Origin of the sequence: Mycobacterium sp. 012931, assembly GCF_000419295.1 — a bacterium.
GTDB lineage: Bacteria > Actinomycetota > Actinomycetes > Mycobacteriales > Mycobacteriaceae > Mycobacterium > Mycobacterium marinum.
Map to the genome: position 1 here is coordinate 3,927,268 of NZ_AOPX01000001.1, position 13,874 is coordinate 3,941,141.

10 protein-coding genes are annotated in these 13,874 nt (G+C 64.2%); 3 read left to right on the plus strand and 7 right to left on the minus strand.

Annotation, left to right across the window (positions count from 1 at the left end):
• Positions 1–69 precede the first annotated feature (69 nt).
• Together MMSP_RS17225 and MMSP_RS17230 are read right to left on the minus strand one after the other, a co-directional pair.
• Positions 70–462, minus strand: a complete 393-nt coding sequence (locus MMSP_RS17225; protein ID WP_012394184.1) for a nuclear transport factor 2 family protein — start codon at positions 460–462, stop codon at positions 70–72.
• A 368-nt stretch (positions 463–830) separates the two neighbouring features.
• Positions 831–1,271, minus strand: coding sequence for a universal stress protein (locus MMSP_RS17230; protein WP_012394183.1), 441 nt, complete (start codon positions 1,269–1,271; stop codon positions 831–833).
• A 273-nt stretch (positions 1,272–1,544) separates the two neighbouring features.
• On the opposite strand from MMSP_RS17230, the gene MMSP_RS17235 reads away from it, so the two are divergent.
• Positions 1,545–3,161 (plus strand): glycosyltransferase family 39 protein, encoded by a 1,617-nt coding sequence (locus tag MMSP_RS17235; RefSeq protein WP_086085308.1) that lies wholly within the window; start codon positions 1,545–1,547, stop codon positions 3,159–3,161.
• On the opposite strand, the gene MMSP_RS17240 is transcribed toward MMSP_RS17235, so the two are convergent.
• Both MMSP_RS17240 and uvrB read right to left on the minus strand, forming a co-directional pair.
• Positions 3,150–4,562: an MFS transporter gene (locus tag MMSP_RS17240; protein ID WP_020787672.1), complete on the minus strand. Its 1,413-nt coding sequence runs from the start codon at positions 4,560–4,562 to the stop codon at positions 3,150–3,152. The genes MMSP_RS17235 and MMSP_RS17240 overlap by 12 nt on opposite strands.
• A gap of 36 nt (positions 4,563–4,598) precedes the next feature.
• Positions 4,599–6,779 (minus strand): excinuclease ABC subunit UvrB, encoded by a 2,181-nt coding sequence (uvrB, locus tag MMSP_RS17245; protein WP_012394180.1) that lies wholly within the window; start codon positions 6,777–6,779, stop codon positions 4,599–4,601.
• 185 nt (positions 6,780–6,964) lie between these two features.
• Between uvrB and MMSP_RS17250 the strand changes: the two genes are divergently transcribed.
• The gene (locus MMSP_RS17250) at positions 6,965–7,405 is read left to right on the plus strand and encodes a DUF402 domain-containing protein (protein WP_161628264.1); all 441 of its coding nucleotides are present in this window, start codon (positions 6,965–6,967) and stop codon (positions 7,403–7,405) included.
• 62 nt (positions 7,406–7,467) lie between these two features.
• On the plus strand, positions 7,468–8,004 hold the full coding sequence (locus MMSP_RS17255; protein WP_020787675.1) for a DNA polymerase ligase N-terminal domain-containing protein: 537 nt from the start codon (positions 7,468–7,470) through the stop codon (positions 8,002–8,004).
• 117 nt (positions 8,005–8,121) lie between these two features.
• Here MMSP_RS17255 and coaE read toward each other — a convergent pair whose 3' ends face one another.
• The 3 genes from coaE to polA all read right to left on the minus strand — a co-directional run bounded on the left by coaE (position 8,122) and on the right by polA (position 13,847).
• Positions 8,122–9,348, minus strand: a complete 1,227-nt coding sequence (gene coaE / locus MMSP_RS17260; RefSeq protein ID WP_020787676.1) for a dephospho-CoA kinase — start codon at positions 9,346–9,348, stop codon at positions 8,122–8,124.
• 12 nt (positions 9,349–9,360) lie between these two features.
• The gene (gene rpsA, locus MMSP_RS17265) at positions 9,361–10,806 is read right to left on the minus strand and encodes a 30S ribosomal protein S1 (RefSeq protein ID WP_011739733.1); all 1,446 of its coding nucleotides are present in this window, start codon (positions 10,804–10,806) and stop codon (positions 9,361–9,363) included.
• 380 nt (positions 10,807–11,186) lie between these two features.
• Positions 11,187–13,847 (minus strand): DNA polymerase I, encoded by a 2,661-nt coding sequence (gene polA / locus MMSP_RS17270; RefSeq protein ID WP_152522492.1) that lies wholly within the window; start codon positions 13,845–13,847, stop codon positions 11,187–11,189.
• Between the last annotated feature and the right edge of the window lie 27 nt (positions 13,848–13,874).

Genomic DNA, 13,874 nt, shown 5'->3' on the forward strand with positions numbered 1-13,874 from the left:
GGATGACGGGCCGAGCCTTTCTGATGATTCAACAGTAGGAACTAAGACGGACGATCGCGGTCCACGCTGCTAGCTTGCCGCGACCTGCTTGCGCCCGTAGACGCGCTCCATCAACGCGGTATCGGTGTGCACCTGCACCCGCACCACTTTGCCGTCGCGAAGCGTGTAGACGTCAGCGTCCTGACCTCTCTCCTGGCCAACACTGACATCGGTGAGCGCGACAACCATGTCACCGTCGGCAAGGAACTTGTGGGGTGTGGCCGTCGTCGACTTCTCCGCCAGCCGAGCCAGGAACTGGCCGAATTCACCTTTGCCGTGGTAGGTGCCGCTGATTTCACTCTCACCGGGCTGGACCCACTCGATGTTGTCATCGAACAGGCTCATCACCTTCTCGATGTCACCGGCAGCAAACGCCGCGTATCCCTGCCTGATCCGCTCGATGTTTTCTTCTTGTTCCGACATCGTCGATTCCCTTCGTGCGACCCGACATTTCGGCCACGACAGGCTTGGCAAGGTCACGGGAGTCGGTCTCGGTCGGCCCTCGGATCAGTCAGACCATTCGCCGCCGGCTCAAATCTACGCCCACACACAGGGAAATCGCAGATACTAAACACAGAATTTCCCAGGCTGCGACAGTCTTTCTGATATCATCCGCCGCCGCTGCGCACAATCTTCGATGGCCGCAGGCATGAAACAACGGCGCGAGCGGCCGTCATCACCTCGACAGCGGCAAGCCCAGCTACGACGAACCGCTACCAGATGGACCGGACGTCCATCACGTCAACGAATGACGTAAGCGAAGCCGGAAACCCGGCAGCAAAGTTTGACCGCTAGGTGGTGTGCACGATCAGCACGTCGACCTTGGCCCGCCGCGAGACGTTGGCCGGCACCGATCCCAGCAACCGGCCCGCGATCGTGCTGAGCCCGACATTGCCGACAACCAGCAGGTCGGCCTTCACTTCCTCGGCCAGGTTCACCAGCGCATCGACGGGAGCGCCGACCACCGGGCGCTCCTCGACGTTCTTGGCACCGGCGTTGTGCGCCCGCTCCTTGGCATCGTGCAGGATCTCGTAGATCGGGGCGGTTCCCGTGACCTTGTAGCTTTCTTCCCTGAGCACGTCAGCCGCCCGCGCGTCTTCGTGCTGAGGCAGGTACGCCGACGCGATGATCAACTTGGCATCGGCACCGGCGATCTGCGCGGCGCGGTCCACCGCACGCAACGACGAGTCCGAACCGTCGGTTCCTACCACCACGGTCCCATAGGCGCCCATTAAACCTCCCAGTGTCGGTTGCTACGCCAACCCCAGACAGTATCTCTTTGCCTGATGTAGGTGGCTCAGATTAACCACAACGGAACGGCGTGGCGCAAGCATCTATTTGCCTGACCAGCGGGGTTCATCGGACACTATTGCCAATGACAACGCCCCCAAACCTCAACGCCGGCTTTGGAATTTCAAGCAGCACAACACTTTTCGCGATTATGGGCCGCCCAGCCGGGCGGGCCCCCCAAACCTCGCGGTCAACGGCCGTCCAACCCCCGAAAGATGACGCGTGACCAGGATCATCGCTGGGCCCTTACAGTGACAAGCATCATGTCCACACCGACGCTCGAGCAGGGCGCGACGGCTACCGACAAGGCCGAGCGCGTACGCCCACGTGGCCGGCGGCTCGACCCGTGGTTGATGGCTTTGCTGGCAACGCTGATCAGCGTCGCCTGGGCCGGTAGGCCCTCTCTGTGGTTCGACGAGGGCGCAACGATTTCGGCGGCCGCGAACCGGACGTTGCCGGAGCTGTGGAAACTGCTGGGCCACATCGATGCCGTGCATGGCTTCTACTACCTGCTGATGCACGGCTGGTATGCGATCTTTCCGCCGACGGAATTCTGGTCGCGGGTGCCCAGCAGCTTGGCCATCGGCGGTGCCGCCGCGGGTGTAGTCGTGTTCACCAAGCAGTTCTCCGGACGCTCCACCGCGTTGTGCGCGGGTGCCGTCTTTGCCATCCTGCCGCGGGTGACGTGGGCGGGAATCGAGGCCCGCTCCTCGGCCTTGTCGGTGGCGGCCGCGGTCTGGCTGACCGTGCTGCTGGTCGCCGCGGTGCAGCGTAACCGGCCATGGCTATGGCTGCTCTACGCGCTGGTGTTGATGGTGTCGATCCTGATCAACATCAACCTGGGGTTGTTGGTGCCCGTCTATGGCGCGCTGCTACCGCTGCTGGCCCCCAAGAAATCTCGAAAATCTCCCGGCATCTGGTGGGCCGTCACCTCGGTGGTCGCGATTGGGGCAATGACGCCGTTCGTGCTGTTCGCGCACGGGCAGGTTTGGCAGGTCGGATGGATCTCGGGGCTGAACCGCAATCTGTTCCTGGACGTGGTGCATCGCCAATACTTCGACCACAGTGTCGCGTTCGCCATCCTGGCCGGCGTGCTTGTCGTCGCCGCCATCGCCGTGCGGCTGACCGGCATAGCGAGGCCGGGCGAGGGGACGCGCCCGCTACTGCTGGCCAGCATCGCTTGGGTTGTCATACCCACTGGCATCGTTCTGCTGTACTCGGCGATCGTTGAACCGATCTACTACCCCCGCTATCTGATCCTCACCGCCCCGGCGGCCGCCGTCATCCTGGCGGTGTGCATCGTCACGCTTGCCCGCAAACCCTGGCTCATCACCGGTGTCGTGGTGCTGCTGGCCGTCGCGGCGTTCCCGAACTATTTCTTCACCCAACGCGGCCCATACGCCAAGGAGGGTTGGGACTACAGCCAAGTGGCCGATGTCATCAGCGCCCATGCCGCACCGGGAGACTGTCTGCTGGTGGACAACACCGTGCCCTGGAAGCCGGGGCCGGTCCGCGCGCTACTGGCCATCCGGCCGGCCGCGTTCCGGTCGCTGATCGACGTGGAGCGCGGCGCCTACGGGCCCAAGGTCGGCACCTTGTGGGACGGCCATGTTGCCGTGTGGCTGACCACGGAGAAGATCAACAAGTGCTCGACGTTGTGGACGATCTCCAATCGCGACAACGCACTTCCTGACCATGAAGTCGGGCCGGCGTTGTCGCCGGGGACGGCGTTCGGCAAAACCCCGGTCTACCTATTCCCCCACTACCTGGGATTCCACATCGTCGAGCGATGGCAGTTCCACTACTCGCAGGTCATCAAGTCAACCCGGTGAGCGACGATCGTGGTGGGTCGCCTGGTAGGACGCGATGAAGCCGACCGCGGCCAGCACAGTGAAGACGGTATAGAGCCACCGGGCAGCGGCCACCTCTCCACCGGTCGCGGTATTGACCACCACCCCGGCCAGTCCGGCGCCAAACGCCGCCGAGACCAACTGCACAATGTTGATCGCCGCGGCCGCCGAGCTGCTCTCGGCCGGGCCGTCGACGCAATCCATTGCGCGCACCGTGAGATGCGGCCACGCGATACCGATACCGGCCCCGGTGATCAACAGCGCAAGCGCCCAAAGCGCCACGGTCGGCAGCGACGCATCCGCGCGCTGCGTGACGGCACCCAGCGCCAGACCCGACGCCATCACCAGCGGCGCTACCGCAATGATGTAGCCAATGAGTCTGGGGTTGGTCAGTGAAGCGCTGACGATCTCGCCGGCCGTCCAACCGAATGCCAAAGCCGCACCGAGGAATCCGGCAGCCACCGGCGTCAGGTGCCCTAACCCCTGACCAAACAGCGGCACATACGTCGTGACCATCGCGGCAACCATCTGCACCGACATGGTCAGATAGATCCATTTCAATGGTCCGCTACCAAACGCGCTGTGCGGCAGGACCGCGACATGCATGCGCCAGTCGACAATCACGAAGATGCCGACTAGCAAGGCGCCAGCGACAAGCAGCCCGGCGGTCGCCACCAGATACTGCGGGATTTCGGCGACGCTGACGGCCAGCGCGGCCGCGCCCATCAGCAACAGCGACCACACCGGCACCTTGTGCGCCGGGGCCACCGGTTTCTCGCCGCCCACTGCCACCCCGTTGGACAGCACGACCAGGACCAAGAGCGTCATCAACCCGGCCATCGTCGCCATCACGCCAAACGCCCACCGCCACAATCCGAACTGCGCGAACAATCCGCCCGTGGCGGGCCCGATCAAGGTCGCGACGCCCCGCATCGCCGAGACCAGCGGCGACCCGCGGGTCCATAGGTTGTGCGGCAAAGCCGCATTGATGAGCGCATAACCCAGCCCTGCCAGCAATCCACCGGCCACCCCCTGCAGGGTCCGCCCGGCGACCAGCATTTCCATGTTCTGCGCGGCCGCACAGACCAGGCTGGCGAAGCCGAACACGGTCAGCCCCATCAGATACGACATGCGAGCGCCGACCTTCAGCAGCATCGCGTTGACCGTGGTGGCCGAGACGACCGAGCCAACCAGATACAGGGTCGTCACCCAGGCATAAAGCCGGCTGCCCCCGATTTCGGCGATGGCGCTTGGCAGCAGGCTGACGGTGAGAAACTCGCTGGTCGCGTACATCGCGACACCGCCGGCCAGCAGGGAGGCTGTCCCCAGATGCCCGCGAAGTAGCTCTCGCCAGCTACCGGTCTCCCTCGCGGTCTCGGTCACCTCTACACCGTAGGAGGTGAGGAATCGCCGCCTGCGCTATTTCAACCCGGCGGCATCCATACCGCGCAATTCCTTCTTGAGATCGGCGATCTCGTCGCGGAACCGGGCGGCCAACTCGAATTGGAGGTCGCGCGCCGCGACCATCATCTGCGAGGTCAGGTCTTTGATCAGGTCGGCCAGCTCGGCGCGGGGCATAGCCGAGGTATCGCGACCCTCGAATACCCCGGCGCTGACGGCCCGACCGGGTTCACCCTGGGCCCGCCGGCCCCGGGATGAGTTGCGACCCGACCCACCGATCGGAACTGACTCCGCGGCTTCGGTGTCGTCCGCCTCCCGGTAGACCTGGTCGAGGATGTCGGCGATCTTCTTGCGCAGTGGCTGGGGGTCGATCCCGTTGGCCTCGTTGTAGGCGACCTGTTTTGCCCGCCGCCGCTCGGTTTCGTCGATCGCTTCCTTCATCGAGTCGGTGATCTTGTCGGCGTACATGTGCACTTCACCGGATACGTTGCGGGCGGCGCGGCCGATCGTCTGGATCAGGCTGCGCGCCGACCGCAGGAAGCCCTCCTTGTCGGCGTCCAAGATGGCCACCAGCGACACTTCCGGCAGGTCCAGGCCCTCACGAAGCAGGTTGATGCCGACCAGCACGTCATACTCACCAAGGCGCAGCTGGCGCAGCAGCTCGACCCGGCGCAACGTGTCGACCTCGGAGTGCAGGTAGCGAACCCGGATACCCATCTCGAGCAGGTAATCGGTGAGGTCTTCGGCCATCTTCTTGGTCAGCGTCGTCACCAGCACCCGCTGGTCGGCCTCGGCCCGCTGCCGGATCTCGCCGATGAGATCGTCAATCTGTCCCTTGGTCGGTTTGACCACCACCTTGGGATCCACCAAGCCGGTCGGACGAATCACCTGCTCGACAAATTCACCGCCGGACTGGCTCAGTTCGTAGGGCCCCGGCGTGGCCGACAGGTACACCGTCTGCCCAATCCGATCGGCGAACTCCTCCCACTGCAACGGACGATTGTCCACCGCCGAGGGCAACCGGAATCCGAACTCCACCAAGTTACGCTTGCGCGAAATGTCGCCCTCATACATGCCGCCGATCTGCGGAACGGTGACGTGTGACTCGTCGATGACCAGCAGGAAATCCTCCGGGAAGTAGTCCAACAGCGTTGCAGGAGCTGAGCCGGCGGGCCGTCCGTCGATGTGGCGCGAGTAGTTCTCGATGCCCGAGCAGAACCCGACCTGCCGCATCATCTCGATGTCGTAGTTGGTGCGCATCCGCAGCCGCTGCGCCTCCAGCAGCTTGCCGTGGCCCTCCAGTTCGGCGAGGCGCTCGGCAAGCTCCTCCTCGATCGTGGAGATCGCCTGTGCCATCCGCTCCGGCCCGGCCACATAGTGGGTGGCCGGGAAGATGCGTAGCGAATCGACCTGCCGGACCACGTCGCCGGTCAGCGGGTGAAGGTAATAGAGCGCCTCGATTTCGTCGCCGAAGAACTCGATGCGGACCGCCAGCTCCTCATAGGACGGGATGATTTCCACGGTGTCACCGCGCACCCGGAAGGAACCGCGAGTGAAAGACAGGTCGTTGCGGGTGTACTGCACGTCCACCAGCAGCCGCAGCAGGCCGTCGCGTGGGACGTCGGTGCCGACCTGCAGTTCGACCGAACGATCCAGGTAGGACTGTGGGGTGCCCAGACCATAGATACAGGACACCGAGGCCACCACCACCACGTCACGCCGCGACAGCAGCGCGGAGGTCGCGGAGTGCCGCAGCCGCTCCACGTCATCGTTGATGGAACTGTCCTTTTCGATGTAGGTGTCGGTCTGGGCGATATACGCCTCGGGCTGGTAGTAGTCGTAGTACGACACGAAGTACTCGACAGCGTTGTGCGGCAGCATCTCTCGCAGCTCATTGGCCAGCTGCGCAGCCAGGGTCTTGTTCGGCGCCATCACCAGGGTGGGCCGCTGCAATCGTTCGATCAGCCACGCCGTGGTAGCCGACTTTCCGGTTCCGGTCGCGCCGAGCAGCACCACGTCACGCTCGCCGGCTCGGATTCTGCGTTCCAGTTCGTTGATCGCGGCCGGCTGATCGCCGGCTGGATCGTGCGGGCTGATTACCTCGAAACTGGCGCCGGTACGCACCACGTCATCGACGGCACGGTATTCCGAATGCGCGACCGGCACGTGGTCGGCAGGATGCTCAGTGGCAAAAGCCATGCCACCAAGGTAAAGGCAGACACCGACAAGAAGCCCGGCGAGCGTACCCGCAATGCCCGCCGGCACCCTGATGCCGGAGGGAGACAACCACGGGTCTGAGCGGTCGGTAGGGTGTCATCATTCATCCGCCCAAGCACGAATCCTTCGACGTGGCCTCCCGCACCAATACCGATCCCAAAGGCATCGTGCGGGCGGTCGATGAGTATGCGGTGCACCCGTGGGGGCTCTACCTGGCCCGGCCCACTCCGGGCCGCGCCCAGTTCCACTACCTCGAGTCGTGGCTGTTGCCGTCGTTGGGGTTGCGCGCCACGGTCTTCCACTTCAATCCGGGGCATGAGCGCGATTTCGACTATTACCTCGACGTGGGCGAATACACCGCGGGTCCCGCGAAATGGCACTCCGAGGACCACTACATCGACATCGAAGTTCGCACTGGTCAGGGGGCGAAACTGGCTGACGTCGGCGAGTTGCTGGGCGCCTTCCACCACGGCCTGCTGACCCCCGAGGCGGCCGAGCAAGCGGTGCACAGGGCGGTGTCCGCTGTCGATGGGCTGGCCCACCACGATTACGACCTGGTGCGGTGGCTGGCATCCAAGGGCATGGCGCTCACATGGCGGCCCACGTGAGCGCATCACCCGACGCCCTTTCTGGGTCGTTTCCAGAATTGGCTAGTGGGTAATCCTGTCGTATGCCCCTCCGCGACAACCGCCACAACTGGCAATCCGACCAAGGCGTCCGACATCGGGGACGGCGCCGCTGGAAGAAGCGCAAACCCGACGAAGGGCCGCGTTTTGTCGTCCAGCATCACGCGGCAGGCAGCGATCACTATGACTTCCGCCTCGAGATCGGCGGTGTCCTCGTATCCTGGGCGATCCCCAGCGGTCCGTCGACCAACCCCGAGTACAAGCGGATGGCCCGTCGCACCGAGAATCACCCCGTCAAATGGGCCTCATCCAAGGGAGTGATTCCCGACGCCGCATGCGGTGCCGGCGCTGTCGTCGTCTGGGACCAGGGCACCTACGCCAACAGAACCCAACATGAAATGACCAAAGGGCTCGATCGAGGTCATCTGTCGTTTCACTTGCACGGCCAGAAGTTGAGGGGCGGCTACGCCCTCACCCGGATTCGGGAGGGCAGCGAAGAGGCCTGGCTACTGGTCAAACGCAGCGACGATCATGCCGTTGCACCCAGCCAAGCGATGGGAAACGAACCCGAATCGCCGTGACGTTACTCGCGCCCACCGACCGATCGGCACCACATGGGGCTGGGCCGCCAACCGGTGGCATGGAATCGCAACAGCGCATCCCAAACTGCGAAACCGCGCGGCGCACCACCGGACCGGCTACGGCCGCCATCCGGTCGAGTCGGCCCACTCCCATGCCCGCCGGTAGGCGTCGAGAAACCAGGGCTCCTTTGTGGTGACGTAATGCTCCACGCCGCCGCCGCCAGCGAGCGCCGCCTGCTTTTCTGCGTCGCGCTTGATGGCCAGATAATCGGCGCGGGCCCCGGGATTGGCCCGCAGCCAGTCCACGAACAACAGGGCGAACTGCTGATTGGGCCAGCCATCCACCCGAATGTGCACATTCGTCGGTCGGCCTGGGTCCGCGGAGGCATGAAAACGCTTATGCCACAACGCAGGGTCACGACCGTGGTCGTAGTGGTCGATGAGGCTGCGCGGGTCTTCTTTGGGGTTGTCCTGGGTGATGTGCTCAAGGCGCGGATAACCGGCCGAGCGCAGCCCCTCGGCCAGTTCGTCTGCTACCGCAAGTGATTCGACGGTGACCTGGATGTCGATGACGTCCTTGGCATCGAATCCCGCGACAGCGGTCGAGCCGATGTGGTCGACCCGCGACGCCTTGTGACCGCATGTGGTCTTGAGGCGCGCAACGATGCGCTGCGCCTGCTCTGGCCAACTTGGGTCTGCCGGCACCACACGGGCAGGAAACCGCGCAATCTGACCCACGCTCAGGTTGTGGGCGAAAGGCAGGATCCTGTTGTTCCACACGTCCCGCGCACGCTCGACCAACGCATCGAGGCTGCCGGAATTGTCTAGCCAGACATCGGCGACGGCACGACGCTGCTCATCGCTAGCCTGTGCGGCAATCCTGGCGCGGGCATCGTCTTCGGACATGCCGCGCTGGTGGACCAGTCGTCGAAGCCGTACCTCCATGTCGGCATGCACGACAACCACGAGCGGGAACAGCGGAGCCATCCCCGATTCCACCAGCAGCGGAATGTCCTCTACGACAACCGCGTCATCGGATACTGCCGCGATGATCTCGGCGCGACGGCGGGCCACCAGCGGGTGCACGATGCCGTTGAGCTTCGAGCGTGACGCCTCATCCCGAAACGCCTTGGCAGCCAGCCCCGGCCGATCCAGTGCCCCATCGGGCAGCAGGATGTCATGGCCGAAGGCATCGACCAGCGCGGCCAGTCCTTCGGTACCCGGCTCAACTACTTCGCGAGCCAGCACATCGCCGTCGACGATGATGCCGCCACATTGTGCGAATGTCGCAGACAGCGCCGACTTTCCGGCACCGATGCCACCGGTAAGCCCGATGCGCAGCATCCGTGAACGCGACTACCCGTTACCTGCGAGCTTTTCGCGCAGCGCGGCCAGTTGGGCATCACTAGCCAGCGATCCACCCGCGGACTTCTCCGAGGAGCTGCTGCTCGACGAGCCACCACCGTTGTCGCCATGTCCGGCCGCCTCCGCAGCAGCGAACTTCTCCATCTGCGTGGTGTGCATCTTGTGCCGGCGCTCGGCCTCGGCGTAGCGGGCTTCCCATTCGGCACGCTGGGTGTCGAATCCTTCCATCCATTCGTTGGTTTCGGGATCGAAGCCCTCGGGGAAGATGTAGTTGCCCTGGTCGTCGTAGCTGTCGGCCATGCCGTACTTGGCCGGGTCGAACTCGTCGGTGTAGTCCTCGTTGGCCTGCTTGAGCGACAACGAGATCCGGCGACGCTCCAGGTCGATGTCGATGACCTTGACCATCGCGTCGTCGCCGACGGCGACCACCTGGTCGGGCACCTCGACGTGGCGCTCAGCCAGCTCGGAGATGTGCACCAGACCCTCGATGCCCTCCTCGACGCGGACGAACGCACCGAAGGGCACCAGCTTGGTGACCTTGCCCGGCACGATCTGGCCGATGGCGTGGGTGCGGGCGAAGTGGCGCCACGGGTCTTCCTGAGTCGCCTTCAGCGACAACGAAACCCGCTCGCGGTCCATGTCGACGTCGAGCACCTCGACGGTGACCTCGTCGCCCACCTGAACCACCTCGGACGGGTGGTCGATGTGCTTCCAGGACAGCTCGGAGACGTGCACCAGACCGTCAACACCGCCGAGATCGACGAACGCGCCGAAGTTGACGATGGAGGAAACCACACCCTTGCGGATGGTGCCCTTCTGCAGCTGGTTGAGGAATTCGCTGCGCACCTCGGACTGGGTCTGCTCCAGCCAGGCCCGCCGCGACAAGACAACGTTGTTGCGGTTCTTGTCCAGCTCGATGATCTTGGCTTCGATCTCCTTGCCGATGTACGGCTGCAGATCACGAACCCGGCGCATCTCGACCAGCGAGGCAGGCAGGAAGCCACGAAGCCCGATGTCGAGGATCAGACCACCCTTGACCACCTCGATGACGGTGCCCTTGACGGCCTCGTCCTTCTCCTTGAGCGCCTCGATGGTGCCCCAAGCGCGCTCGTACTGTGCGCGCTTCTTGGAGAGGATGAGCCGGCCCTCTTTGTCCTCTTTGGTGAGAACCAGGGCCTCGACCTCGTCGCCCACGGTAACGACCTCATTGGGGTCGACGTCGTGTTTGATCGAGAGCTCGCGGGCGGGGATTACCCCTTCGGTCTTGTAGCCGATGTCGAGGAGCACCTCGTCCCGGTCCACTTTGACGATGGTGCCTTCGACGATGTCACCATCGTTGAAGTACTTGATCGTTTGGTCTATTGCGGCGAGAAAGTCCTCGGCGGAGCCAATGTCGTTGACGGCTACTTGCGGCGAGGTGACGGTGGGACTCGGCATATTGTTGGGTTGCTCCGGACAGGGTCGATCGTAGGGACTTAGGACAATTGTTTTTGGTGTAACCCGCCATCGAGCACCAGCGGGTATGCGTCGAGGTTACTCGACGGCGTGCATGCTGGACAAACTCGGCCTGCCCAGCCGGTGAATCGGGATCAGCCTACCCTGCGGCGCCCCGCCGGCCCAGGGCGGGTGTCCGCCAAAGCAGCGCGACCGTTTCAGCAGCATCAGCGGCACCTGTACCAGCGGCGCAACCGGGTAGCCAGGCCCCGAGCGTCGGTTGAAATGAACACATCATTGGCGATGACGATGCTCGACAGCGGGGCCGAACGGGCGACAAGCAGTGCGGCGTTGCAGAGCCAGCTCGGGCCGCGCGGCACCGATCAGTGCGCGGCCGAGTCCCAGCTGCGGCCGAAGCCGACCGACACCTCCAGGGGCACATCGAGCGGATAAGCGCTGCCCATCTTGTCGCGTACCAGCGCCTCGATCTGTTCGCGCTCACCGGCCGCTACTTCGAATAGCAATTCGTCGTGTACCTGCAACAACATGCGCGACTTGAGGGGGTGTTCTTTCAACGCCTTGTCGACCTCGATCATCGCCACCTTGATGATGTCGGCGGCGCTGCCCTGGATCGGTGCGTTGAGCGCGGCGCGCTCCGCTGCCTCCCGTACCTGTCGATTACTGCTGTCCAGCTCGGGAAGGTAGCGCCGACGCCCCAACACCGTGGAGGTGTAGCCGTCTTTGCGAGCCTGCTCGACGACGGCCATCAGGTAGTCACGCACCCCACCGAATCGAGAGAAGTACTGATCCATCTGGACCTTGGCGTCCTCGGTGGAGATCTTGAGCTGGCTGGACAGCCCGTAGGCGCTCAGCCCGTATGCCAACCCGTAGGACATCGCCTTCACCCGGCGGCGCAACTCACCGGTTACTTCGTCGATGGGCACACCGAAGGCCCTCGAGGCCACAAACGAGTGCAGATCCTCGCCGGTGTTGAAGGCTTCGATAAGACCCTCATCGCGCGACAGGTGAGCCATGATCCGCATCTCGATCTGGCTGTAGTCGGCGGTCATCAGCTCGCTGTATCCGTCGCCGACCACGAAAGCGTCGCGGATCTGGCGGCCGGCGTCGGTACGGATCGGGATGTTCTGCAGGTTGGGCTCCGTCGACGACAACCGGCCCGTTGCGGCGATGGTCTGATTGAAGGTGGTGTGAATCCGGCCGTCGTCGGCGACCGAGTTCAACAACCCGTCCACGGTCACCTTCAGGCGGGTGACATCGCGGTGCGCCAACAAATGCTGCAGAAAAGGATGTCCGGTCTTGTCGAACAACGACTGCAGCGCGTCCGCGTCGGTGGTGTAACCCGTCTTGGTCCGCTTGGTCTTCGGCATTCCCAGCTCGTCGAACAGCACAACCTGCAGTTGCTTGGGTGAGCCCAGGTTGATCTGCTTGCCGATCACGGCGTAGGCGGCTTCAGCGGCATCGCGGATCTGGTCGGCGAAGTGGCTTTGCAGCCCGCCGAGCATCGTCAGATCGACCGCGATGCCGGCCGTTTCCATTTCCGCGAGCACGTGTTGCACCGGCAACTCCATGTCGGCCAGCAACCCGGTGGAGTCGATCCTGTCCAGCTCGGCGTCCAGCGCATCGGCGAGGTCTATGACGGCGCGCGCCCGCAGGATTGCGGTCTGGGCGGCCGCGACGTCGGTGTCGTCATCATCGAGCAGCGAAAGTTGCTGCTGCTCAGGTGTTTCTGCCCGCAATTCGCGGCGCAGGTAGCGCAGTGAGAGATCGTCGAGAGTGAAGCTGCGCTGGCCCGGACGAACCAGATAGGCGGCCAGCGCGGTGTCGGAAGTGACACCGTTGAGCGTCCAGCCTCGGCCCCGCAGATCGTGGATAGCCAGCTTCGCCTCATGCAGTGCCTTGGGTTTGGCGGGGTCGGCCAGCCACTCACCCAGCGCCGCGTCGTCATCGGGGGTCAGCGTCGCGGTGTCGATGTAGCCGCCCTCGCCGTCGGCGGCGGCGATGGCCAGTGCGGTGGCGTCGCCACCATGGGGCAGATGGGTACCCACGACCGTCAGGCCGCAGCGACGCCCGTCCACGACATGCTCGGCCAGCCACTGCGCCACTGCGCCGGGCGACACCGCACCTCCGCGAACATCAAACCCCTGGTCGACCTCGGGTTCGACGGCGGCCAGCGTATCGAAGAGCCGGTCGCGCAACACCCGGAACTCGAGGTCGTCGAACAGCCGGTGAATCTGGTCGCGGTCCCAGGGCTGCAGCCGCAAGGCCTCTGGGGTCTGCGCCAACGGCACGTCGCGCACCAGATCGGTGAGTTCCCGGTTGCGCACCACGCTGGCCAGATTCGCCCGCAGCGAGTCGCCAACCTTGCCGCGCACCGAGTCAACCTGGTCGACCAGCCCCTGCAACGAACCGTATTCGACAATCCACTTGGACGCGGTCTTCTCCCCCACTCCGGGAATGCCGGGCAGGTTGTCGCTGGGATCACCGCGCAAGGCGGCGAAGTCGGGATACTGCACTGGGGTGAGCCCGTACTTCTCCACGACGGCCTCCGGGGTGAAGCGGGTGAGTTCGCTGACGCCCTTGCGCGGGTAGAGCACGGTCACGTCATCGCTGACCAGTTGCAGGGAGTCTCGGTCGCCGGTGACGACCAGCACCCGGTACCCCTCCCCTTCAGCCTGGGTGGCCAACGTCGCGATGATGTCGTCGGCCTCAAATCCCGGTGCGGCCAGCACCGTGATCCCCAGCGCGTTGAGAACTTCCTTGGTGATGTCGATCTGACCGTGGAACTCGTCGGGGGTCGAGCTTCGATTGGCCTTGTACTCCGGATAGCGCTCGGAGCGGAAAGTCTGCCGTGACACGTCAAATGCCGCCGCGATATGCGTGGGCGCTTCGTCGCGCAGGAGATTGATCAACATGGCGGTGAAGCCGTAGACGGCATTGGTGGTTAGCCCGCCGCGGGTCTTGAAGTTCTCCGCGGGCAGCGCATAGAACGCGCGAAAGGCTAGCGAATTGCCGTCTAGCAACATCAGCGTCGGCTTTGTGGATTGCTCGGT

Excerpts from the sequence above, each read along its gene's own strand:
- MMSP_RS17225 (WP_012394184.1), bottom strand. The coding sequence starts at position 462 with ATGTCGGAACAAGAAGAAAACATCGAGCGGATCAGGCAGGGATACGCG.
- MMSP_RS17230 (WP_012394183.1), bottom strand. The coding sequence starts at position 1,271 with ATGGGCGCCTATGGGACCGTGGTGGTAGGAACCGACGGTTCGGACTCG.
- MMSP_RS17235 (WP_086085308.1), top strand. The coding sequence starts at position 1,545 with ATGACGCGTGACCAGGATCATCGCTGGGCCCTTACAGTGACAAGCATC.
- uvrB (WP_012394180.1), bottom strand. The coding sequence starts at position 6,779 with ATGGCTTTTGCCACTGAGCATCCTGCCGACCACGTGCCGGTCGCGCAT.
- MMSP_RS17255 (WP_020787675.1), top strand. The coding sequence starts at position 7,468 with ATGCCCCTCCGCGACAACCGCCACAACTGGCAATCCGACCAAGGCGTC.
- coaE (WP_020787676.1), bottom strand. The coding sequence starts at position 9,348 with ATGCTGCGCATCGGGCTTACCGGTGGCATCGGTGCCGGAAAGTCGGCG.
- rpsA (WP_011739733.1), bottom strand. The coding sequence starts at position 10,806 with ATGCCGAGTCCCACCGTCACCTCGCCGCAAGTAGCCGTCAACGACATT.
- polA (WP_152522492.1), bottom strand. The coding sequence starts at position 13,847 with ATGTTGCTAGACGGCAATTCGCTAGCCTTTCGCGCGTTCTATGCGCTG.